The sequence below is a fragment of the Agrobacterium fabrum str. C58 genome (assembly GCF_000092025.1).
GTDB classification, from domain to species: domain Bacteria; phylum Pseudomonadota; class Alphaproteobacteria; order Rhizobiales; family Rhizobiaceae; genus Agrobacterium; species Agrobacterium fabrum.
The window spans coordinates 1255968-1279504 of the sequence record NC_003062.2 but is presented as its reverse complement, the minus strand read 5'-3'; the positions used below and the strand labels follow the sequence as shown (position 1 = coordinate 1279504).

Sequence of the window (23537 nt, the reverse complement as noted above, 5' to 3'; positions counted from 1 at the left end):
TCCTTACTCGTTATGTTCCAACTTTGTTCTCATTTTGTTCGATTGTCAACAGGGTTCTGCTGATATTGCTATTGCTAATGTTCGAGAATCGCCTTCGGTTCCGTCCGGGCAAATGGCAAGCCGCTGACTCCAAAGAGAAAAAACCCGGAGGTGAAAACACCTCCGGGTCCGAGAAAGATTCAAAATATGGAGAGCGGGTGTGCTCAAGGCGCACCCAAGGGGGCGGTTTCTCGCGACATGCAGTTCCGGGTCCGTCTCATAAAAGGAAGACACCCGATGCGCGGGGATAGGCCTCGCTCGGCAAAGCGCTTTAAAAATCGACGATCTTGCCGTCGGCGAGCGTCACGCGGCGATCCATGCGGTTGGCAAGATCGTGATTGTGGGTCGCGATCAGCGCCGCGAGGCCGGATTGACGCACCAGCGCCTCCAGCGCATCGAAAACATAATGCGCGGTTTCCGGATCGAGATTGCCAGTCGGCTCGTCGGCCAGCAGCAGCAGCGGCGCATTGGCAACGGCGCGGGCAATGGCGACACGCTGCTGCTCACCGCCCGAAAGTTCGGCCGGACGGTGCTCACCACGATGGCCCACCCGCATATAATCGAGCAGCGCGCTTGCCCGCTTGCGTGCCTCCGCCTGCGTGAGGCCGGCGATGAGCTGCGGCATCATCACATTTTCCACCGCGGTGAATTCCGGCAGGAGGTGATGGAACTGATAAACGAAACCGATATCGCTACGGCGGATCGCGGTGCGCGCTTCATCCGGCAGGCCGTTGCAGGGCGCACCGTTGATGAGCACCTCACCCGCATCAGGATGCTCCAGAAGCCCCGCCAGATGCAGCAGCGTCGATTTGCCGGTGCCCGATGGGGCGACCAGCGCCACCATCTCACCGCTCTTCAATTCAAAATCGGCCTTGCGCAAAATTGAAAGCGATGTCTCGCCCTGACCATAGGTTCTCTCGACACCGGTAAGCCGCAGCACTGTTTTTTTTGCCATATTGCGAAGCGGTCCTTATTCGTAACGCAGGGCCTGCACCGGATCGAGCTTGGAAGCCCGCCAGGCCGGAAAGATCGTTGCCAGGAAAGAAAGCGTCAGCGCCATGATGACGACGGTGATGGTCTCGCTCAAATCCATTTCGGCGGGAAGCTGGCTCAGGAAATAGAGCTGCGGATCAAACAGCACCGTGCCCGATACCCAGGAGAAGAACTGTCGGATGGATTCCACGTTGAGGCAGACAAGGACGCCGAGTGCGACGCCGGCAAAGGTGCCGACGGTGCCGATGGCGGCCCCGGTCATGAAGAAGATGCGCATCACCGCGCCCGAGCTTGCGCCCATGGTGCGAAGGATGGCGATATCGCTGCCCTTGTCCTTCACCAGCATGATGAGGCCGGAGATGATGTTGAGCGCCGCCACCAGAACGATGAGGGTGAGGATCATGAACATCACGTTCCGTTCCACCTGCAGAGCGGAGAAGAAGGTCTGGTTCCGCTGTCGCCAGTCGGTGATATAGATCTGCCGTTCGGCGGCCTGCTCCACCAGCGGTCGGATGCCGTCGACATCATCAGGCCGGCTGACGTAAAGCTCGATGGATTGCACAATGCCGTTGGCATTGAAATAAAGCTGCGCCTCGGACAGCGGCATATAGATCATCGATGCGTCATATTCCGACATGCCGATCTCGAAGACGCCTGATATCTTGTAGGATTTAACACGTGGATTGATGCCCATGGGCGTCACGTCGCCTTCCGGCGAAATGAGGGTGATATCGTCGCCCGCCGTCACGCCCAGTTGGGAGGCGAGCCGTGAACCGACGAGAACGCCGTCACCTGCCATGAAGCCGACGAGATCGCCGGTCTTGATGTTGGTGGCGACTTCCTTGATCTTGTCGATGTCCTCCTGGCGCACACCACGCACCAGCGCGCCGGAGCCTGCACCGCCACGGCCGGAGGCAAGCGTCTGGCCCTCCACCAGCGGCAAGGCCATGGTGACACCCGGCACGGCTGAAAACTTCTTCGCCAGTTCATCGTAATTGTTAAACGGTTGATCGATCGGCTGCACGATCATGTGACCGTTAATGCCGAGAATGCGGGAAATCAGTTCGGTGCGGAAACCGTTCATGACAGCCATGACGATGATCAGCGTCGCCACACCCAGCATGATGCCGACGAAAGAAAAACCGGCGATGACGGAAATGAAGGCTTCCTTGCGCCGCGACCGCAGATAACGCCAGGCCACCATGCGTTCAAAAGCGGAAAAAGGCCGGGCGGTCCTTTCCCGGGCGGAAGGAGCCGCACCCTTGTCAGCATCGGCTTTTGCCATGTCGTCTCCCTGATCTCAATTTGCAGGATCGGTCTTTTCCAAAGATCGGTCCCAATCGTAGCAGCGCCTGCGCCATAAAACCGGAGCGGTCTTCGCATGAAGGCCGCTCCCATCTTTCCCTTTGCGCTTAGCCAAGCGCCTTGTTCATTGCCGCCTCGATTGTGACGGTTTCACGTTCGCCGGTCTTGCGGTCCTTCACTTCGACTTCGCCGTTCGCAACAGAACGCGGGCCGACGATGATCTGCACCGGCACACCGATCAGATCGGCTGTGGCGAATTTCTGGCCTGCACGGTCGTCGGTATCGTCGTAGAGAACATCCTTGCCGGCGTTGGAGAGCTGATAATACAGCTTTTCACAAGCCGCATCGCAGGCCGCATCGCCAGCCTTCATGTTGATGATCACGACATCGAAAGGAGCGACCGAGGCCGGCCAGATGATTCCATTCTCGTCATGCGATGCTTCAATGATGGCGGGAACAAGGCGTGTCGGTCCAATGCCATAGGAACCCATGTGGACAGGGTGTTCCTTGCCATCCTTGCCCTGCACTTTCGCGCCCATCGGCTCGGAATATTTGGTGCCGAAATAGAAGATGTGGCCAACCTCGATGCCGCGCGCGGAAAGGCGCTCGCCTTCGGGAATGGCATCGTAGGCAGCATCGTCGTGCATTTCAGACGTCGCGGCGTAATCGGCCGTCCACTCGTCGAACACGCCCTGCAGCGCCGCGACATCGTCGAAATCGGTGCTTTCGGCCGGGATGGCGCGGTCAAGGAAGCTCTTGTGGCAGAAGACTTCGGATTCGCCGGTATCGGCCAGAATGATGAATTCATGGCTGTGGTTGCCGCCGATCGGACCGGTATCGGCGCGCATCGGAATAGCGCGCAGGCCAAGGCGCTCGAAGGTGCGCAGATAGGCCACGAACATCTTGTTATAGGAATGGATCGCGTCTTCCTTGGTCAGGTCGAAGGAATAAGCATCCTTCATCAGGAACTCACGCGAGCGCATGGTGCCGAAACGCGGACGCACCTCGTCGCGGAACTTTAGCTGGATATGATAGAGGTTCAGCGGCAGGTTCTTGTAGGACTTCACATAGGAACGGAAGATGTCAGTGATCATCTCCTCATTGGTGGGGCCGTAGAGCATCTGGCGGTCCTGGCGGTCCTTGATACGCAGCATTTCCTTGCCGTAATCGTCGTAACGACCGCTTTCCTGCCAGAGTTCGGCCGTTTGCAGCGTCGGCATCAGAAGCTCGATGGCGCCGGCACGGTTCTGCTCCTCGCGGATGATCTTGTTGACCTTATCAAGCACGCGCTTGCCGAGCGGCAACCAGGAATAGATGCCAGCCGATTGCTGCCGGATCATGCCGGCGCGCAGCATGAGGCGGTGAGAAACAATCTCGGCTTCCTTGGGGTTTTCCTTCAGGATGGGCAGGAAATAACGGCTAAGACGCATGACGGCTTCCATTGATACGGACGACAGCGCCATAAGCGCGGGAATCGCCCCGAATAGAGGGATATTGGCGCCGGATATAGCCGTTTCCCGCCAAGAAGAAAACCCGGCATGAAAAGAGTGATAAAGGCGATTTCAAGGTATTTTCGCGATAGCTAATTCGCGTCAAAACGCTTTGGCCGGAATAATATTCTTGATTGGGTGCGACATAATGCACCACAGAGAATTTTTTGCCGACTGTAACAAATATGCAAAAAATGAGATGACAAGCATGGGGGTTTGGGCTAGCTTTAGCTTACAAAAGAGGCAGGAAGTTTAAATTCTTGTCATTTTCGCGGTCAGTCTTGGGAGGATCAGATCTTAGGCGCGCTCGTCGCTGCCCCGGCAACGGTTACAGATCACGCGAAACCTGAAAAACAAGGCTGAAATGCCTTGTTTTTTTTTGCTTTTGCACGCCCCCCCCCGCTCCCGGCCATCATTCCAGTAAGAATACGGCGATGAATCACGCAAGCGGCCACGTTGCTGCTGTGTGCACGATAGATATGACATCCATATGACATGGCCTCAGCCAGGTTTGCCGGAAATTGCCACATGCATGGGCAGAGACTTCGGATTGCCGTCAGGCTGAGTGCACGGATGCAGGCGCGGCCGACATCGTCAGCGCCTTTTCAATCGAAAACCGGGATAATTCTCGGCAGGTCATCAAGGCTGAAGCCGAACCACCAGGTTGCGCCGTACCAAAGCCCACAGATCAGCGCCGAGATCAGGGTCGTCCACAGAACGATCCGCCCGCCTTTGAATGTGGTTGGCGCGCTGGCGACCGTGCCCAGTGCCACATCGCCTTCCTCGTCCTGGGTGCGCAGGCCGATCGGAAGCACGATGAAAAGCACCGTCCACCAGACGATGAAATAAACGGCGAAGACCGAAAGAAGCGGCATGTGATCCTCCTGCACAATGCGTCCTTGTAACGCATTCATCGGCGAACCGGAATCAATTCTCGGCAAGAAGCGCAAAAAGCCACAAAGAAACAAAGAGGGCCGCGCTTTTCGGCACGGCCCCCTAATTCAACGAAGCGGCGACGGAGGATTCGTAAGCCCCACCCTCACCTCCCGGATCAGACCTTCGTTACGAAAACCGTGACGATCGGCTTCTTGCCCCAGCTCTGGTTGGCAGCGGCGCGCACGGCGCGGCGCACCGATTCGCGCAGCAGTGCCAGGTCCTTGCGGCGGGCGCGCGGAATGCTCTCGACGGCGCCGAGTACGGCGTCATAAAGCGTGTCCTCCATCGCCTCGTCCTCGTCATCAAATTCCGGCAGGCCGAACGGCACGACATCGGGATCGCCGAGGAAGTCGTAACGGCTGTCCAGCACGACGTTGACAGCGACATGGCCGGCGAAGGACAGTTTGCGGCGATTGCTGATGCCCATCTCGTCCATATCGCCGACGAGATTACCGTCCTTGAAGACGCGTCCATGCGGCACATCGTTGATGACTTCCGCCGGGCCGGGTGCCAGGCGCAGAACATTGCCGTTGCGCACCTTCGGCACCTGCGAGATGCCGGCCTGCTCGGCCAGTTCCTTCTGCGCCACCAGATGCGCCGCCTCGCCGTGGACAGGCACCAGGATCTGCGGCTTCGTCCACTCATACATCCGCAAAAGCTCGTTGCGGCGCGGATGGCCCGAGACATGCACCAGAGCTTCATTGTCGGTCACGATGTGAACGCCCTGTTCGATCAGGCCGTTCTTGATCTCGATGATCGCCTTTTCGTTGCCGGGAATGGCGCGTGAGGAAAAGACGACGGTATCTCCCGAAGCGAGCGCCACATTGCGCATCTCGTCGCGGGAAAGCTTGGCGAGCGCTGCGCGCGGTTCGCCCTGCGAACCGGTCAGGATCACCACCACACGGTCGCGCGGAATATAACCATATTCGTCTTCGGCGAGGAACGGCTTGATGCCTTCCATGATGCCAAGATCCTGCGAGACATTCACGACACGCTTCAGCGAAGAGCCGAGCAGCAATACCTCGCGGCCGGCCGCCTCCGCCGCTTGCGCAATCGAGCGGATGCGCCCGACATTGGAGGAGAAAGTGGTGACGGCCACGCGGCCTTCGGCACTTTCGATGATCTGGCGCAGGCCTTCGGAAACCTCATGCTCGGAGGGCGACACGCCGTCGCGCAGCGCGTTGGTGCTGTCGCACATCAGCGCCAGCACGCCCTCTTCACCGATCGCGCGGAAACGGGCTTCATCCGTCAACGGCCCAAGCGACGGGGCCTCGTCGATCTTCCAGTCGCCGGTGTGGATGACATTGCCAAGCGGCGTGCGAATGATCAGCGACATCGGCTCCGGAATGGAGTGGTTGACGCCAACAGCCTCGATTTCGAACGGCCCGACATTGATGCGGTCGCCGGCCTTGAAAATCGTCACCGGGATTTCGGCACGGGTACCCTCATAGGCGCGCTTGGCTTCCAGCATGCCGGCGGTGAAAGGCGAGGCATAGACCGGCACATTGAGACCCGGCCAGAGATCGTTCATTGCACCATAATGGTCCTCATGGGCGTGGGTGATGATGATGCCCTTGAGGTTCTTTTTCTGCTCGGCGATGTAGCTGATGTCAGGCAGCACAAGATCGACGCCCGGCAGGTCCGGGCCGGCGAAAGTCACGCCGCAATCCACCATGATCCATTGGCGCTTGCTCTCCGGCCCATAACCGTAAAGCGCCAGATTCATGCCGATTTCACCAACGCCGCCAAGCGGCACAAAGACCAGTTCGTCCTGTTTAGCCATTGTTTTTCTTGTCCATTCACGAAAGCGCTCAGGCGACGACAATTTGCCGCGCCCGCCACCTTTATCCAGCATCGGACCTGTTGAACCATCTGATCGACCGGGCCGATGCGGAACCGGTTTGTCACCCTGCATTTCATGAGCTGCAGGAAGCTCCAACCTGTGGGATCCGGTTCGGCGCGGGTTCCTGGGCCGCACCGTTCACCTCATCCGAAAAACACGTCGCCGGCGGCAATGGAACGCCTTGCGCCCTCGTCCTCATCCAGCAGCAGATAACCATTATCATCAATGCCGACAAAACGCCCACCGATCGAACGGTCCGGGAAATTGACGGTGATATGTTCGCCAATACCGCAGGCCGCCGCCCTCCAGCCAGTCATGATGCCGGAAACGCCCCTGCCCTCATCCCAGTTCCGCAGAACCTCCGCCGTCTCGCGAAAGAGATGGGCGAACAACTCATCGGGCGAACAGGACGCACCGTGCTCGGAGAGCATGGTGACGGGATAAAGCGGATTGTCCGGCTTATGGGCGATATTGATGCCGATGCCGATGACGATGGCGCGTCGCCCGTCGGGCAGAAGCTCTGCCTCCATCAGGATACCGCAGGTCTTGCGGCGACCGATCAGCACGTCGTTCGGCCATTTGATTTCGAGCGGCTCACCAGCTGTCGGCAACACGGCGCGAATGGCGCGATAGACGGCAAGCGCAAAAGCAAGCGGCAGGGAGCCGATACGCTCAACAGGCGCGGGATCGATCAGAAGAAGCGAGGCATAGAGATTGCCGGGTTCAGATACCCACGGCCGGCCGCGACGGCCGCGCCCCCCGGTCTGGCGGATGGCGGTAACCCAGAGGTTGCCGCCATCACCCGCCCGTGCCCGGGCGAAACATTCCAGATTGGTCGATGGCGTCTCCGCCATCGCCTCGTGCCGGAAGTCATCAATGGACATCCGGCCCGTATGCTTGTGTGTGCTGCTCAAAAGAAGGTCTTCGCCGCAACAGTCACCGCGTTGCCAAGTGCACCGCCAAAGACGACGAAGGCGACAACGAACAGGGCCGAAAGCGCATAAACGACTTTCAGTTCACCGGCCGGACGTTCGAACTTGTCCTTGGCCTCATCGAACCACATGACCTTGACGACGCGGATATAATAATAGGCGCCGACAACCGAGCCGATCACACCGATGATGGCGAGCGGATAAAGCTTCGCTTCGATGGCGGCAAGGAAGACGTAATATTTGCCGAAGAAGCCGGCGAGCGGCGGAATACCGGCAAGCGAGAACATCAGGATCGTCAACACAACCGCCATGAAGGGATTGGTGGAGGAAAGCCCGGCAAGATCCTCAACATTTTCGACATTGCCGATTTCCTTGCGGCGCATGGAGAGAATGCAGGCGAAGGTGCCAAGCGTCATGACCATGTAGATGGTCATGTAAAGAATGACGCCCGAAATACCGGCTTCGGTGCCGGCCGCAAGACCGACCAGCGCATAACCCATGTGACCGATGGAGGAATAGGCCATCAGGCGCTTGATGTTCTTCTGGCCGATTGCTGCGAAGGAGCCGAGCAGCATCGAAGCGATGGAGATGAAGACGACGATCTGCTGCCAGTCGGCAAAGACCGGCTGGAAAGCCTCGACGACGATACGCACGAGGATCGCCATGGCGCCGATCTTCGGTGCAGCCGACAGGAAGGCGGTGACTGGGGTCGGCGCACCTTCATAAACATCAGGCGTCCACATGTGGAACGGCACGGCGGAAATCTTGAACGCAAGACCGGCGAGAACGAAGACCAGACCAAAGACGAGGCCGAGCGAGCGCGTTTCCGACGCCAGAACCTGCGCGATTTCGGTGAAGCCGGTATTGCCGGTGAAGCCGTAAACCAGCGACATGCCGTAAAGCAGCATGCCGGAGGAGAGCGCGCCGAGAACGAAGTATTTCAGGCCAGCTTCCGTGGAGCGCAGGCTCTCGCGGTTGATGGCGCAGACGACGTAGAGGGCCAGCGACTGCAGTTCTAGCGCCATGTAGAGCGAGATCATGTTGTTGGCCGAGATCATCAGCAAGATGCCGAGAGTGGCCAGAACCAGCAGCACCGGATATTCGAAACGACCGATCGGCTCGAAACGGCCCTGGCCGACGGCGAGGATCATGGCGGTGATGGAGCCGATCAGCGCCAGCACCTTCATGAAATTGCCGAATGCATCGGCGATGTAAACACCGCCGAAGGCCACGCCCGATGCGGGGGCAAAGATGATCCAGAGACCGACGACGAGCAGGAGGGCAACGGCAAGGCCGGTCACCGTCGTTGTCGACTTGTCGCCCGAGAAGACGCCAATCATGAGCAGCGCCAGCGCGCCGACCGCAAGGATCAGCTCGGGCGTCGCGATGTGCAGACTGGCAAAAAGGATTTCAGCGGTCATGTCCAACGGGTCCTGTCGTCAATTCATAGTGAGCGCAACATTTTGCGCCGCCTGCAATGCAGCCGTATAGTTGTTTACCAGAAGATCGACCGATGCGGCTGTCGCATCGAACACCGGAGCCGGATAGACGCCGAAGAAGATCGTCAGTGCAACCAGCGGATAAAGGATGACCTTTTCGCGGGTCGACAGATCGAGCATCGATTTCAGGCTTTCCTTCTCGAGCGCGCCGAAGATCACGCGGCGGTAAAGCCACAGCGCATAAGCGGCCGAGAGGATGACGCCGGTTGCCGCAAACAGGGCGACCAACGTGTTGGCGCGGAAGACGCCGATCAACGTCAGGAATTCACCGACGAAGCCTGAGGTGCCGGGCAGACCGACATTGGCCATGGTGAAAATCATGAAGGCGACGGCATATTTCGGCATGTTGTTGACGAGACCGCCATAGGCGGAAATCTCGCGGGTGTGCAGCCGGTCATAGACAACGCCGACGCAAAGGAACAGCGCGCCCGACACGATGCCGTGCGACAGCATCTGGAAGATTGCGCCCTGCACGCCCTGCACATTGGCGGCGAAGATGCCCATGGTCACGTAACCCATGTGGGCGACCGACGAATAGGCGATCAGCTTCTTGATGTCGTCCTGCATCATCGCCACCAGCGAGGTGTAGATGATGGCGAGAACCGACAGGGTGAAGACGAAGGGTGCGAAATAATCCGACGCCAGCGGGAACATCGACAGCGAGAAACGGATGAAACCGTAACCGCCGAGCTTCAGCATGACGCCGGCAAGAATGACGGAGCCTGCGGTTGGCGCCTGAACGTGCGCATCCGGCAGCCAGGTGTGCACCGGCCACATCGGCATCTTGACCGAGAAGGCGGCGAAACAGGCAAGCCAGAGCCAGGTCTGCATGCCGGCCGGGAAGCCGTATTTCAGCAGTTCGGTCATGTCGGTCGTGCCGGACTGCCAGTACATCGCCATGATGGCGAGCATGGTCAGGACCGAGCCGAGCAGCGTGTAGAGGAAGAACTTGTAGGATGCGTAGACGCGATCCTTGCCGCCCCAGACGCCGATGATGATGAACATCGGGATCAGCGTCGCTTCGAAGAAGACGTAGAAAAGAACCGTATCCAGCGCCACGAAGACGCCGACCATGACGACTTCCAGAAGCAGGAAGGCAATCATGTATTCCTTGACGCGCTTTTCAATCGAATTCCAGCTTGCCAGCACGCAGAACGGCATGAGGAAAGTGGTGAGGATGACGAACAGCATGGAGATGCCGTCGACGCCGAGATGATAGGCGGCGATCTTGCCAAACCAGGCGTGTTTTTCGACCATCTGGAAGCCGGGGTTCGAGTTGTCGAAACCGATCCAGACGAACAGCGACACGATGAAAGTGAAGACGGTCGTCAGCAGCGAGACGTTGAGAATGTTGCGGCGACCATAGGGGCCGTTCTCATTTGTCAGAAGCAGGAGCACCACGCCGACGAGCGGCAGAAAGGTGACCGTTGAAAGAATAGGCCAATCGGTCATCAGAGGGCACTCCCGAGCATCATCCAGGTGACAAGCGCCGCGATGCCGATCAGCATCGCAAAGGCATAATGATAAAGGTAACCGGATTGCAGGCGGACCATGCGGTTGGTCACGTCAACCACACGCGCTGCAATGCCGTTCGGTCCATAATGGTCGATGACGGCCACGTCACCCTTCTTCCACAGGAAGCGGCCAAGCGCCTTTGCGGAACGCACGAAGAGGAAGTCATAGAGTTCGTCGAAGTACCACTTGTTCAAGAGGAACTGGTAGAGGCCACGATGGGTCGCCGCCAGACGCTTCGGGGTCTCCGGCGACTTGATGTACATGTACCATGCGGTCACGAAACCAAGCGCCATCGCAAAGAACGGGCTCCATTTCACCCACAGCGGAACGTGGTGGAACTCCTCGAGGATCTCGTTTTCCGGAAGCATGAACAGCGCGCCCTTCCAGAATTCGACATATTCTTCACCGAAGAAATGACCTTCGAAAAGGACGCCGGCAAAGATCGCGCCAACCGTGAGGATGAAAAGCGGGATCAGCATGACCATCGGCGATTCATGCACGTGGTGCATCACGTCAGCCGAAGCGCGCGGCTTGCCGAAGAAGGTCATGAAGGCCAGGCGCCAGGAATAGAAGCTGGTGAACAGCGCGGCGATGACCAGCAGCGTGAAGGCGAAACCGGAGAGAACCGAATGGGACGCATAAGCGGATTCGATGATGACGTCCTTCGAGAAGAAGCCGGCAAAACCGATCATCGTGCCCGGAATACCGACGCCGGTGAGCGCCAGCGTGCCAACGGTCATGGTCCAGAAGGTGATGGGGATATGCTTGCGCAGGCCTCCCATGTACCGCATGTCCTGCTCGCCATCGACGGCATGGATGACCGAGCCGGCGCACAGGAACAACAGGGCCTTGAAGAAGGCGTGCGTGAAGAGGTGGAACACGGCAGCACCATAAGCGCCGACGCCAAGCGCCACGAACATGTAACCGAGCTGCGAGCAGGTCGAATAGGCAATCACGCGTTTGATGTCGTTCTGCACCAGACCCACAGTCGCCGCGAAGAAGGCGGTGATCGCACCGATCAGCGTCACGACGGTGAGCGCATCCGGCGACAGTTCGAACAAAGGCGACATGCGGGCGACAAGGAAGACGCCGGCGGTGACCATGGTTGCGGCATGAATGAGGGCCGAAACCGGGGTCGGGCCTTCCATCGCGTCCGGCAGCCAGGTGTGCAGCAGGAACTGCGCCGACTTACCCATGGCGCCCATGAAGAGCAGCAGGCAGACGCCCGTTATCGCATTGGCCTTGTCCAGCTGCATGCCGAACAGGTTGATGACGGTTCCGGTGGAAGCGGCACCTTCGGCCGGCAGATAGGTGCTGGCGGCAGCGAAGACAGTTTCGAGGTTGATCGAGCCGAACAGCACGAAGACGCCCGAGATGCCGAGGATGAAGCCGAAGTCACCGACGCGGTTGACGATGAACGCCTTCATGGCGGCGGCCGATGCGGAAGGCTTCTTGAACCAGAAGCCGATCAGCAGATAGGACGCCAGCCCCACGCCTTCCCAGCCGAAGAACATCTGCAGCAGGTTGTCGGAGGTGACCAGCATCAGCATGGCGAAAGTGAAGAGCGACAGATAGGCAAAGAAGCGCGGACGATGCGGATCGTGGTGCATGTATCCGATCGAATAAAGGTGCACCAGCGTCGAGACCGTGTTGACGACGACGAACATGACGGCCGTCAGTGTATCGATGCGGAACGCCCATTCGACGTCGATGCCGCCGGACTGGATCCAGCGCAAAACAGTGACCTTGATCACCTCGCCCGGCTCGCCATGGGCGAGTGCCACGTTAAAGAAAACGATCCACGACAGGATGGCGACCACGATCATCAGACCGGTGGTGACATATTCCGAGGCCTTGGCGCCGATAGAGCGGCCGAACAGGCCGGCGATCAGGAAGCCGATCAGTGGAAGAAAGACGATAGCCTTGTAGATCATAGCCTTATCAGCCCTTCATCATATTGACGTCTTCGACGGCGATCGATCCGCGGTTGCGGTAGAAGACAACGAGTATTGCAAGACCGATGGCCGCTTCGGCGGCTGCAACGGTCAGAATGAACAAAGCGAAGACCTGGCCGACGATATCGTTCAGGAAGGCCGAGAACGCCACCATGTTGATGTTGACCGCCAGCAGGATAAGCTCGATCGACATCAGGATGACGATGACGTTCTTCCGGTTGAGGAAGATGCCGAAGACGCCGATCGTAAAGAGGATGGCGCTGACCGTCAGGTAGTGGGAAAGACCGATTACCATATTGTGTTTCCTTGAATCCGTTCGCGCCTTCAGATGCCCTGGCCCGGCTTGACCTTGACCGTTGTTACGGCGGTCTTCGGGTCGCGGCCAACCTGCGTGGAGATATCCTGCCGCTTGATATCGGTGCGATGACGCAGCGTCAGCACGATGGCGCCGATCATGGCCACCAGCAGCACGAGACCGGCAAGCTGGAAGAAGTAGACGTAATTGGTATAGAGCACATCGCCGAGCGCTGCCGTATTGGTCCGCTCGGCGGCCGGCGGGATCGGCATGGTGATCGATTTAGCCGCAATCGGGTTCAGCATGCTGCCGCCAACCACGACGATCAGCTCAGCCGCCAGAATGACGCCGATCAGCGCGCCGATCGGGGCATATTGCAACACGCCGGAACGAAGCTCGGCAAAGTCCACATCCAGCATCATGACGACGAAGAGGAAAAGCACCGCGACAGCGCCGACATAGACCACAAGCAGGATCATGGCGAGGAACTCGGCTCCCGTCAGCAGGAACAGCGCGGCTGCGTTGAAGAAGGTCAAAATCAGGAAGAGCACCGAATGAACAGGGTTCTTCGATGCAATGACCATGAACGCAGACGCCACGGCGACGAAAGCGAATATATAAAAGAATACAGCGTGCAGACCCATCTTGGTGCCTTCTTGTCCTCATCGGGCGAAGATGGCTCGAAGGCCCCTCACCCGTTTCGTCCCCGCCGGCGGAAACCGCGCAGGCATTTTACTTTTTCATCGCTTTCCGGGGTCTCCCCCGGAAAGACGGTTGCGCCTCAGCGATAAGGTGCATCCAGTGCGAGGTTGCGTGCGATTTCACGCTCCCAGCGGTCGCCATTGTCGAGAAGCCTCTGCTTGTCGAAATAAAGCTCCTCGCGGGTTTCCGTCGCGAATTCGAAGTTCGGACCCTCGACGATTGCATCCACCGGGCAGGCTTCCTGGCAGAAACCGCAATAGATGCACTTCACCATGTCGATGTCGTAACGCACCGTGCGGCGGGTGCCGTCATTGCGGCGCGGGCCGGCTTCGATGGTGATCGCCTGAGCAGGACAGATCGCTTCACACAGCTTGCAGGCGATGCAGCGTTCTTCACCGTTCGGATAACGGCGCAACGCATGTTCGCCGCGGAAGCGCGGAGACACCGGACCCTTTTCAAACGGATAATTGATCGTCGCCTTCTGCTTGAAGAAATGGCGCATGGTCAGGAAGATCGCGCCTACGAATTCCTTCAGGAACAGCGAGTTGACGGCTTGGGAGAGGCTTGCCATCTCAGTCTCCAGATTTCTGCGCGGGGAATACAGACATCAACCGGCCCACCCCGTCAGCTTCAATACGAATGCAACAATAACGACCATGGCGAGCGACAGCGGCAGGAAGACCTTCCAGCCAAGGCGCATGAGCTGGTCATAACGGTAACGCGGAACGAAAGCCTTGGTGAGCGCGATCATGAAGAAGACCATGCAGCCCTTCAACGCGAACCAGACAATGCCCGGAACCCAGTTCAGGAACCACACATCCACGATCGGCAGCCAGCCGCCGAGGAACAGGATCGTCGTCAGGCAGCAGATCAGGACGATCGCAGCATATTCGCCGAGCATGAACATCATGTAAGGCGTCGAGCCATATTCGACCATGTGACCGGCGACCAGTTCCGATTCCGCTTCCGGAAGATCGAAGGGCGGACGGTTGGTTTCGGCAAGGCCGGAAATGAAGAACACGATGAACATCGGGAACAGCGACAGCCAGTGCCAGTCGAGGAACGAGGCCGGCAGACCCATCATGGTGCCGAGCCCGGTGCGCTGGGCAAGAACGATGTCCGTCAGGTTCAGCGAGCCGACGCAGAGCAGAACGGTAACGATGACGAGACCGATCGACACTTCGTAGGACACCATCTGCGCGGCCGAACGCAGCGCGCCAAGGAACGGATACTTCGAGTTCGAAGCCCAGCCGCCCATGATGATGCCGTACACTTCAAGCGAGGAAATCGCGAAGATGTAGAGAATGCCGACATTGATATTGGCGACGACCCAGCCATCCGCAAACGGAATAACGGCATAGGTAGCGAGCGCCAGCGTCACGGCAACCAGCGGCGCCAGAAGGAAGACCGCCTTGTTGGCGCCGGCCGGAATGACGGGCTCCTTCAGGATGAACTTCAAGAGGTCGGCGAAGGACTGGAAGAGACCGAAGGGACCAACGACGTTCGGACCACGGCGCAGCTGCACGGCTGCCCAGACCTTACGGTCGGCAAGCAGCAGGAAGGCGATGGCCACCAGAAGGCAAACGAGAAGCAGCAGGGACTGGCCGACCATGATCAGCGCGGGCCAGACGTAGCTCCAGAAAAACTGTTCCATAAATCCCCTACCCTTACTCTGCCGCAGCCTGGAAATTGTTGCGGGCCAATGCGGAGCACTCGGCCATCACAGCTGAGGCGCGCGCAATCGGGTTCGTCAAATAAAAGTCTTTTACCGGCGAGGCAAACGCCGACTTCGTGAGCGAGCCGGTTTTACCAGCCAGCGCCTCGATATCCGTGGCCTTGCCGGCAACGATCTCGTCGGTTTCCGCCAGATGCGGATGCGCGACATAAAGCTGGCCGCGCAGGGCAGACAGCGAATCGAACGGCAGCTTTTTGCCGAGCACGTCGGACAGCGCGCGCAGGATCGCCCAGTCTTCACGGGCTTCGCCCGGCGCGAAACCGGCGCGGTTGCCCACCTGAACACGGCCTTCGGTGTTGACCCAGATACCGGATTTTTCGGTATAGGCCGCACCCGGAAGGATGACGTCGGCGTTCATCGCGCCCTGATCGCCGTGGCTGCCGATATAGACGGTGAACTTGGCGCCCTTGTTGGACAGGTCAATTTCATCGGCGCCGAGTAGGAACAGGACGTCCATGGACGTCACCATCTCGGCGGCAGCAACAGCGCCCTCGCCCGGCACGAAGCCGATATCGAGACCGCCGACGCGGGCAGCCGCAGTGTGCAACACCGAGAAGCCATTCCACTCTTCGGTGACAGCGCCAACCGAAACGGCAAGTTTTGCAGCAGCCGCGAGAACGGCAGCACCATCGGCACGTGCCAGAGCGCCCTGACCGATGATGATCAGTGGGTTCTTGGCGGATTTCAGCTTGTCGATGAAGCTGTGCGAGCCATTGGCGAGATCGGAAAGCGTTTCCGCGCCCGAGCCGAGATATTCGTAATTGTAGCGCAGCTCACCGGCCTCACCGATCACACCGATCGGGAAACCGCCGCGACGCCAGCGCTTGCGGATGCGGGCGTTGAGCACGGCCGCTTCGAAGCGCGGGTTGGAACCAACGATCAGCAGAGCGTCGGCGTGTTCGATGCCTTCAATAGTGGAATTGAAGATATAGCTGGCACGACCCAAAGACGGATCAAGCGCTGCGCCATCCTGACGGCAATCGACATTGGCCGAGCCGAGCGAAGCGAGCAGCGACTTCAGCGCGAACATCTCTTCGACGGAGGACAGATCGCCGGCGATTGCGCCAATTTTCGAACCCGACGTTGCGGCTACAGCCTGCTTGATGGCGCCAAAGGCTTCGCCCCAAGTGGCGGGCTGCAGCCGGCCATCCTTGCGGACGTAAGGCCGGTCGAGGCGCTGCGTCTTCAGGCCGTCCCAGATGAAGCGGCTCTTGTCGGAAATCCACTCTTCGTTGATCGCCTCGTTGACACGCGGCATGACGCGCATGACTTCGCGGCCACGGGTATCGACGCGGATGGCCGAACCGAGCGCGTCCATCACGTCGATGGTTTCGGTCTTGTTCAGTTCCCACGGACGGGCGGTGAAAGCGAATGGCTTGGAAGTGAGCGCACCAACCGGGCAAAGGTCGACGACGTTGCCCTGAAGCTCAGACGTCATGGCCTGTTCGAGATAGGTGGTGATTTCGGCATCTTCGCCGCGGCCGATGAGGCCGAGTTCGGCAATGCCGGCCACTTCCGTGGTGAAACGGACGCAGCGCGTGCAGTGAATGCAGCGGTTCATGACCGTCTTGACGAGCGGGCCGATATATTTGTCTTCAACCGCGCGCTTGTTTTCCGCGTAACGCGAACCGGCGATACCGAAGGCCATGGCCTGGTCCTGCAGGTCGCATTCGCCGCCCTGGTCGCAGATCGGGCAATCGAGCGGGTGGTTGATGAGCAGGAACTCCATCACACCTTCGCGGGCCTTTTTGACCATCGGTGTGTTGGTGAAAACCTCAGGCAATTCGCCATTCGGGCCGCCGCGAACATCGCGCACGCCCATGGCGCAGGAGGCGGCCGGCTTCGGTGGTCCGCCCTTCACCTCGATGAGACACATGCGGCAGTTACCCGCGACCGACAAGCGCTCATGAAAACAAAAGCGCGGAACTTCGGCACCAGCCTCCTCGCACGCCTGCAACAGCGTGAAATGATCCGGAACCTCGATCTCTTTACCGTCAACCTTGAGCTTTGCCATGGTTCTACTTACGTCCTGTTGCCTGTTCGTCCCATGTCTCACACGGTCCGCAACAAATCCTTAATCACGCCAGGCATCCAGAGTTTCGCCAGGCGCTTCATGGTGTTGCGGGGCCGGAAACTCCCGGCTCCGCTCGAAGCCTTCAATGCTTATTCAGCGGCTTCCAGAACAGCGCCATCATCCATGGCCCTGTAGGTATATTGGTCGATGCGCTTTTCGATTTCCGGACGGAAATTGCGGATCAGCGCCTGTACCGGCCATGCGGCGGCGTCGCCGAGCGCACAGATGGTGTGGCCCTCGATCTGCTTGGTCACCTCGAACAGCATGTCGATTTCACGCTTCTGGGCGTTACCCTTGACCATGCGTTCCAGCACGCGCCACATCCAGCCGGTGCCTTCACGGCACGGCGTGCACTGGCCACAGCTTTCGTGCTTGAAGAAGGCCGCGATGCGCGCAATCGCCTTGATGACGTCAGTGGACTTGTCCATGACGATCATGCCGCCGGTGCCGAAGGAAGACTTCACTTCGCGCATGCCGTCAAAGTCCATGATGGCGTCCTTCATGTCCTCACCGCGAACGATGGGGCAGGAAGCGCCGCCCGGGATGACGCCGAGCAGATTGTCCCAGCCGCCGCGAATGCCACCGCAATGGTGCTCGATCAGCTCGCGGAAGGACAGGCCCAGCGCATCTTCGAAGGTGCATGGACGCTCGACATGACCGGACACCATGAACAGCTTGGTGCCGACATTGTTCGGACGGCCGATGGACGAGAACCAGGATGCACCGCGGCGCAGGATGGTTGGCGCAACGGCGATCGATTCGACGTTGTTGACGGTCGTCGGGCAGCCATAGAGACCCATATTGGCCGGGAACGGCGGTTTCAGACGTGGCTGGCCCTTCTTGCCCTCGAGGCTTTCGAGCAGCGCCGTCTCTTCGCCGCAGATATAGGCACCCGCGCCATGATGGACGTAGATGTCGTAGTCCCAGCCGTTCTTGTTGTTCTTGCCGAGCAGGCCGGCATCGTAACATTCGTCGATAGCTGCCTGCAGCGCTTCACGTTCGCGCATATATTCGCCGCGCACATAAATGTAAGCGGTGTGCGCGCCCATGGCGAAACCGGCGATCACGCAGCCTTCGATCAGCGTATGCGGATCGTTGCGCAGGATTTCGCGGTCCTTGCAGGTGCCGGGTTCGGATTCGTCGGCGTTGACGACGAGGTAATGCGGACGGCCGTCATTTTCCTTCGGCATGAAGGACCATTTGAGACCCGTCGGGAAGCCAGCGCCGCCGCGACCGCGAAGGCCGGAAGCCTTCATCTCGTTGATGATCCAGTCACGGCCCTTTTCGATGATCTGCTTGGTGCCGTCCCAGTGGCCGCGCGCCATCACGCCCTTCAGGGACTTGTCCTTGAGGCCGTAGAGATTGGTAAAGATGCGATCCTGATCTTTTAACATGCTTCACCCTTTACCGCGGCTTCTTGCCGAAGACCCTGATATACTCGGCTTCACCACCCTTGGCGAGCGCCTCGGCCTGTTTGACCCAGTCATCACGGCCGATACGGCCTTTGAAATTCAGATATCCATCCACCCAGTCGCATTCAGCCTGTTTCCAGGCGGCGATCTGCGCATAGGTGAAGATGCCGAGCCCGTTCAGCGTGCCTTCGATCTTCGGGCCAACGCCGGAAATAAGCTTCAGGTCATCTGGGGTCGCCGGCTTGTCGATGCCAGCGGGACGATCAGCGGACTCGAGCGACGGCTTCGATGCAACCGCTTCCTTTCCGGCCGATTCTTTTTCTCCGGCCTTTGCGTTTTCCGCAGCAGCCTTCGGTTCCGTGACCGGCGTTTTCAGCTTCGGATCGGTTTCCGGTGCGTCGGTCTTCGGCTTGGCGGCATTAGACGGGGGAACGGGTGCCGCCTCAGCCGGCGGTTCAGCCGGCTTGTCGAGATTGGAACGATCGGGCTTGATCTCTTCCGTCAGCGTCGTCAGGCCGCCGACCGGGACCGACTCGTGACGGTCGATCTGCGGTCCGGTCTTGACCGTGTCGCCCTTGCCGGCCTCGAATGTGTCGATGATCTCTTCCAGACGCTCGGGCGTCAGGTCCTCATAGGCATCCTTGAAGATGATGACCATCGGCGCGTTGACGCAGGCGCCCTGACATTCCACCTCTTCCCAGGACAGCGTGCCGCTGTCATTGGTATGCAGCGGATCGTGGTGGATCTTCTTGCGGCAGACATCCATCAGCGCTTCGGAACCGCGCAGCATGCAGGGCGTGGTGCCGCAAACCTGAACGTGGGCACGCGTGCCAACCGGCTTCAGCTGGAACTGGGTATAGAAGGTCGCCACCTCAAGAACACGGATATAGGCCATATCCAGCATGTCTGCGACTTTTTCGATGGCGGCGCGGGTAACCCAGCCGTCCTGCTCCTGCGCGCGCATGAGCAGCGGGATAACCGCCGATTGCTGGCGTCCCGCGGGGTATTTCTGGATCGTCTTTTCCGCCCATGCGGTATTATCCGCATTGAAGGCAAATGCCACGGGCTGGAACTGATCTTCGGCTAGTCGACGAACGGACATACTTCCTCACGCCTTTTCAGTTTAACGTCTCACAACGCGATCTCGCCACCGTGACGAATTCGCAGGCGTAAGCCGCCTTGTCTTTTTGCATGAACACGATGAACTTGCTGCCATTGGGAACCGAGGCCTTGATCTCGTATCCCGAAGACAGAAGCTGCTTGATGGTCGAAGAGCCGCCGCCCGACAGCGATACACCGCCCTCGTCCGTCGCCGTCTGGGCGAGAACGGGGGTGGACATCGCAGCGAGAAAAGCCGGTATGGCCAGCGGCAGACGCATCAGCGGTCGACCTCCCCGAACACGATGTCGAGAGAGCCGAGCACGGCTGTAACGTCGGCAAGCTGATGGCCCTTGCACAGGAAATCCATCGCCTGCAGGTGTGCATAACCCGGCGCGCGGATCTTGCAGCGGTAGGGCTTGTTGGAACCGTCGGCAACCACGTAAACGCCGAACTCGCCCTTCGGCGCCTCGACGGCGGCGTAAACTTCGCCGGCCGGAACGTGGTAACCTTCGGTGTAGAGCTTGAAGTGATGGATCAGAGCTTCCATCGAACGCTTCATTTCGCCACGCTTGGGCGGAACAACCTTGCCGTCAAGCGAAGAGACCGGGCCGATGCGGTGTTTGCCGGACAGACGATCGACGCACTGCTTCATGATCTTTACCGATTCGCGCATTTCCTGCATGCGGATCAGGTAACGGTCATAGCAGTCGCCGTTCTTGCCAACGGGAATGTCGAATTCCAGATCGGAATAACATTCATAGGGCTGCGAACGGCGCAGATCCCAGGCAGCGCCCGAACCGCGCACCATCACGCCCGTGAAGCCCCAGGCAAACGCATCTTCCAGCGACACGACGCCGATATCGACGTTACGCTGCTTGTAGATACGGTTGTCGGTCAGAAGACCTTCGATGTTGTCGAGAACGGTGAGGAACGGATCGCACCACTTGCCGATATCGTCCACCAGTTCCGGCGGCAGATCCTGGTGCACGCCGCCCGGACGGACATAAGCCGAGTGCATGCGGGCGCCGCAGGCGCGCTCATAGAACACCATCAGCTTTTCGCGCTCTTCGAAGCCCCAGACGGGCGGCGTCATCGCGCCGACGTCCATGGCCTGCGTCGTCACGTTCATGATGTGCGACAGGATGCGGCCGATTTCCGAATAGAGAACGCGGATCAGCTGGCCGCGCATCGGGATTTCAAGGCCAAGCAGCTTTTCGACGGCAAGCGCGAAAGCGTGTTCCTGGTTCATCGGCGCGACGTAATCGAGGCGGTCGAAGTAAGGAACGGCCTGGAGATAGGTCTTGGTCTCGATCAGCTTTTCGGTGCCGCGATGCAGAAGACCGATATGCGGATCGACACGCTCGACGATTTCGCCGTCCAGTTCCAGAACCAGACGCAGCACGCCGTGCGCGGAAGGGTGTTCCGGACCGAAGTTGATCGTGAAATTGCGGACGTTATGCTCAGTCATTCTAGTGCTCCGCCGAGGTGATCATGGCGATGAATTCGGGGCCGGTCATGTTTTGCGTGGTCTGCGCGAACGAATAGCTCGAAGGCTTTTCATCCGTGAAAATCTGCTGCACGAAGGTGAAGCTGGACGGCTTGTCGAACGCCTGCAGCGAAACGGCAAAATGTTTGCCATCCTTGGAGCGCCACACCAGCGTGCTGCCGCAGTTCTTGCAGAAGCAACGCTCGCCCCACTTCGACGAAGAATAGACGCCGAGTCTTTGCTCGTTTTCAAAGGCGATATCAGTGCATTCGACAGCCATGAACGCACCACCGGACCAGCGGCGGCACATGGAGCAATGGCAGACGCCGAATTCGCGGGCACCGAGCGTGGCTGTGAAGCCAACGGCGCCGCAAAGACATTGTCCATGCTCTGTCGCGGGGGCTTCGCTCATTGCTTGGCCTTTTCGTCACCCGGGAGAACATATTCCGTTCCTTCCCACGGGGAAAGGAAATCGAAATTGCGGAATTCCTGCTTCAATTCGACCGGTTCATAAAGAACCCGCTTCAGCACGTCATCGTAACGCACTTCCACAAAGCCGGTAACCGGAAAATCCTTGCGCAGCGGGTGGCCTTCGAAACCGTAATCCGTGAGGATGCGGCGCAGGTCCTTGTGGCCCTCGAAAGGAATGCCATACATATCCCAGGCTTCGCGCTCGAACCATTCCGCGCCCATGTAAACAGGTGTCGAAGAAGGCACGCCTTCGTCTTCCGCGACCTGCAGCTTGATGCGCACGCGCAGGTTCTGGCGTGGCGACAGCAGATGGTAGACGACATCGAAACGCTTCTCGCGCTGCGGCCAGTCTACGCCGCAAATATCGATGATGTTGACGAAGCCGCACTGCACGTCGTCGCGCAGGAAGGTCAAAAGCGCGATCACGTTTTCAGGCGTGGTATTCAGCGTCAGCTCGCCATAGGCGATATCGGCCGATACCACGAGAGAACCACGCGCTTCCTTGACGTAAGCAGCAAGATCATTGAGAGCTTCGCTCATTCCGAAATCCGTCCTTTGCCCTTAGCGCTCGATCGTACCGGTACGACGAATTTTCTTTTGCAGCAGAAGCACGCCGTAAAGCAGCGCCTCCGCCGTGGGGGGACAGCCCGGAACGTAGATATCCACCGGCACAACGCGGTCACAGCCACGCACCACGGCGTAGGAATAATGGTAATAACCGCCGCCATTGGCGCAGGAGCCCATGGAGATGACGTAACGCGGCTCAGGCATCTGGTCATAGACCTTGCGCAGAGCGGGCGCCATCTTGTTGGTCAGCGTGCCGGCAACGATCATGACGTCCGACTGGCGCGGTGAGGCGCGCGGGGCGACACCGAAGCGCTCCATATCATAACGCGGTCCGGAAGCCTGCATCAGGCCTTCAACGGCGCAGCAGGCGAGACCGAACTGCATCCACATCAGCGAGCCGGTGCGCGCCCAGGTGATCAGCTCGTCGGTCGAGGTGACGAGAAAGCCCTTGTCGGCCAGCTCGTCATTGATTTCCGTGAAGTAGGCGTCGTTGCTGCCAACCGGCTTGCCGGTTGCGGGATCGATGATCCCCTTCGGCTGCGGCGCAACGAGCGTGCTGTTGTTCTGGCTCATGCCCATTCCAGCGCTCCCTTCTTCCACTCATAGATAAAGCCGATGGTGAGGACCGCGAGGAACACCATCATCGACCAGAAACCGAACCAACCCATCTCGCCGAAAGACACCGCCCAGGGAAACAGGAAGGCGACTTCCAGATCGAAGATGATGAAGAGGATCGATACAAGATAAAAACGGATATCGAACTTCATGCGGGCGTCGTCAAAGGCATTGAAACCGCACTCGAAAGCGGAGAGCTTTTCGGGGTCCGGTGCCTTATAGGCGACAGCGAAAGGCGCAATGAGAAGCGCCAGGCCGATGACGAGAGCGATACCGATGAAAATTGCGATCGGAATGTAGGAACTGAGGAGTTCAGTCATGGTCTCTTCCTTGCCCGGCCGGGTGCCGGACCTGCCTTTGTGACCGGAGTCTCAAAGAGCGGACAAATATGTTGCAACGCCAAAGTGGTTAGCGCAGCCGCGCCCTCTCTGCAAGAGTTTAGGCACCATTTCAAGACACCTGCCGCATTGATTGGCAACAATATTGCCGGAATTGACGCAAATTTGGGCCACAATTCCGGCCTAAGCCCCTCAAATACAATAATAATCGATTGAAGGACGCAACCGCAAAAA

At 59.0% G+C, this 23537-nt stretch carries 22 protein-coding genes; all 22 read right to left on the bottom strand.

The annotated features are described in order from the left end of the window. Positions 1-310: 310 nt before the first annotated feature. Positions 311-994 carry an ABC transporter ATP-binding protein gene (locus ATU_RS06355; protein WP_006312688.1) on the bottom strand — a complete coding sequence of 228 codons (684 nt, stop codon included), beginning with the start codon at positions 992-994 and terminating at the stop codon, positions 311-313. Between the two features lie 15 nt (positions 995-1009). After that, entirely contained in the window at positions 1010-2317 is a 1308-nt protein-coding gene (locus ATU_RS06350) for a lipoprotein-releasing ABC transporter permease subunit (RefSeq protein ID WP_010971521.1), read from the bottom strand. Between the two features lie 127 nt (positions 2318-2444). Continuing rightward, positions 2445-3767: a proline--tRNA ligase gene (proS, locus tag ATU_RS06345; protein ID WP_010971520.1), complete on the bottom strand. Its 1323-nt coding sequence runs from the start codon at positions 3765-3767 to the stop codon at positions 2445-2447. 665 nt (positions 3768-4432) lie between these two features. Continuing rightward, complete coding sequence (locus ATU_RS06340) at positions 4433-4702, bottom strand: DUF1467 family protein (protein WP_010971518.1); 270 nt, start codon at positions 4700-4702, stop codon at positions 4433-4435. A gap of 176 nt (positions 4703-4878) precedes the next feature. Further along, positions 4879-6546, bottom strand: a complete 1668-nt coding sequence (locus ATU_RS06335; RefSeq protein ID WP_010971517.1) for a ribonuclease J — start codon at positions 6544-6546, stop codon at positions 4879-4881. A 203-nt stretch (positions 6547-6749) separates the two neighbouring features. Then, positions 6750-7490 carry a biotin--[acetyl-CoA-carboxylase] ligase gene (locus ATU_RS06330; protein WP_006312700.1) on the bottom strand — a complete coding sequence of 247 codons (741 nt, stop codon included), beginning with the start codon at positions 7488-7490 and terminating at the stop codon, positions 6750-6752. A gap of 26 nt (positions 7491-7516) precedes the next feature. Then, positions 7517-8959 (bottom strand): NADH-quinone oxidoreductase subunit NuoN, encoded by a 1443-nt coding sequence (gene nuoN / locus ATU_RS06325; RefSeq protein WP_010971515.1) that lies wholly within the window; start codon positions 8957-8959, stop codon positions 7517-7519. An 18-nt stretch (positions 8960-8977) separates the two neighbouring features. Continuing rightward, positions 8978-10489 carry an NADH-quinone oxidoreductase subunit M gene (locus tag ATU_RS06320; RefSeq protein ID WP_010971514.1) on the bottom strand — a complete coding sequence of 504 codons (1512 nt, stop codon included), beginning with the start codon at positions 10487-10489 and terminating at the stop codon, positions 8978-8980. After that, positions 10489-12486, bottom strand: coding sequence for an NADH-quinone oxidoreductase subunit L (gene nuoL, locus ATU_RS06315; protein WP_010971513.1), 1998 nt, complete (start codon positions 12484-12486; stop codon positions 10489-10491). Before nuoL ends, ATU_RS06320 begins: the two co-directional genes overlap by 1 nt. A gap of 7 nt (positions 12487-12493) precedes the next feature. Beyond that, positions 12494-12802, bottom strand: coding sequence for an NADH-quinone oxidoreductase subunit NuoK (gene nuoK / locus ATU_RS06310; protein ID WP_003502389.1), 309 nt, complete (start codon positions 12800-12802; stop codon positions 12494-12496). A 29-nt stretch (positions 12803-12831) separates the two neighbouring features. Next, on the bottom strand, positions 12832-13446 hold the full coding sequence (locus tag ATU_RS06305) for an NADH-quinone oxidoreductase subunit J (RefSeq protein WP_006312704.1): 615 nt from the start codon (positions 13444-13446) through the stop codon (positions 12832-12834). 137 nt (positions 13447-13583) lie between these two features. Beyond that, positions 13584-14075: an NADH-quinone oxidoreductase subunit NuoI gene (gene nuoI, locus ATU_RS06300; protein ID WP_006312705.1), complete on the bottom strand. Its 492-nt coding sequence runs from the start codon at positions 14073-14075 to the stop codon at positions 13584-13586. A 36-nt stretch (positions 14076-14111) separates the two neighbouring features. Next, entirely contained in the window at positions 14112-15158 is a 1047-nt protein-coding gene (nuoH, locus tag ATU_RS06295; protein ID WP_010971512.1) for an NADH-quinone oxidoreductase subunit NuoH, read from the bottom strand. A 13-nt stretch (positions 15159-15171) separates the two neighbouring features. After that, a complete protein-coding gene (gene nuoG, locus ATU_RS06290) occupies positions 15172-17253 on the bottom strand; it encodes an NADH-quinone oxidoreductase subunit NuoG (protein WP_010971511.1) in 2082 nt (693 codons plus the stop codon). Between the two features lie 149 nt (positions 17254-17402). Then, positions 17403-18707: an NADH-quinone oxidoreductase subunit NuoF gene (nuoF, locus tag ATU_RS06285; RefSeq protein ID WP_006312708.1), complete on the bottom strand. Its 1305-nt coding sequence runs from the start codon at positions 18705-18707 to the stop codon at positions 17403-17405. Positions 18708-18717: 10 nt separating this feature from the next. Beyond that, complete coding sequence (locus tag ATU_RS06280; protein ID WP_010971510.1) at positions 18718-19827, bottom strand: NADH-quinone oxidoreductase subunit E; 1110 nt, start codon at positions 19825-19827, stop codon at positions 18718-18720. 16 nt (positions 19828-19843) lie between these two features. Beyond that, on the bottom strand, positions 19844-20104 hold the full coding sequence (locus ATU_RS06275; RefSeq protein WP_006312710.1) for a hypothetical protein: 261 nt from the start codon (positions 20102-20104) through the stop codon (positions 19844-19846). Further along, positions 20104-21294 carry an NADH-quinone oxidoreductase subunit D gene (locus ATU_RS06270; protein ID WP_006312711.1) on the bottom strand — a complete coding sequence of 397 codons (1191 nt, stop codon included), beginning with the start codon at positions 21292-21294 and terminating at the stop codon, positions 20104-20106. The genes ATU_RS06275 and ATU_RS06270 overlap by 1 nt, the downstream gene beginning before the upstream one ends. Position 21295: 1 nt before the next feature. Beyond that, a complete protein-coding gene (locus ATU_RS06265; protein WP_010971509.1) occupies positions 21296-21724 on the bottom strand; it encodes a GFA family protein in 429 nt (142 codons plus the stop codon). Next, positions 21721-22323 carry an NADH-quinone oxidoreductase subunit C gene (locus tag ATU_RS06260; RefSeq protein WP_006312713.1) on the bottom strand — a complete coding sequence of 201 codons (603 nt, stop codon included), beginning with the start codon at positions 22321-22323 and terminating at the stop codon, positions 21721-21723. The genes ATU_RS06265 and ATU_RS06260 overlap by 4 nt, the downstream gene beginning before the upstream one ends. A 21-nt stretch (positions 22324-22344) precedes the next feature. Beyond that, positions 22345-22929, bottom strand: a complete 585-nt coding sequence (locus ATU_RS06255) for a NuoB/complex I 20 kDa subunit family protein (RefSeq protein ID WP_003512655.1) — start codon at positions 22927-22929, stop codon at positions 22345-22347. Continuing rightward, positions 22920-23285 carry an NADH-quinone oxidoreductase subunit A gene (locus tag ATU_RS06250; protein ID WP_006312714.1) on the bottom strand — a complete coding sequence of 122 codons (366 nt, stop codon included), beginning with the start codon at positions 23283-23285 and terminating at the stop codon, positions 22920-22922. The genes ATU_RS06255 and ATU_RS06250 overlap by 10 nt, the downstream gene beginning before the upstream one ends. Positions 23286-23537 lie beyond the last annotated feature (252 nt).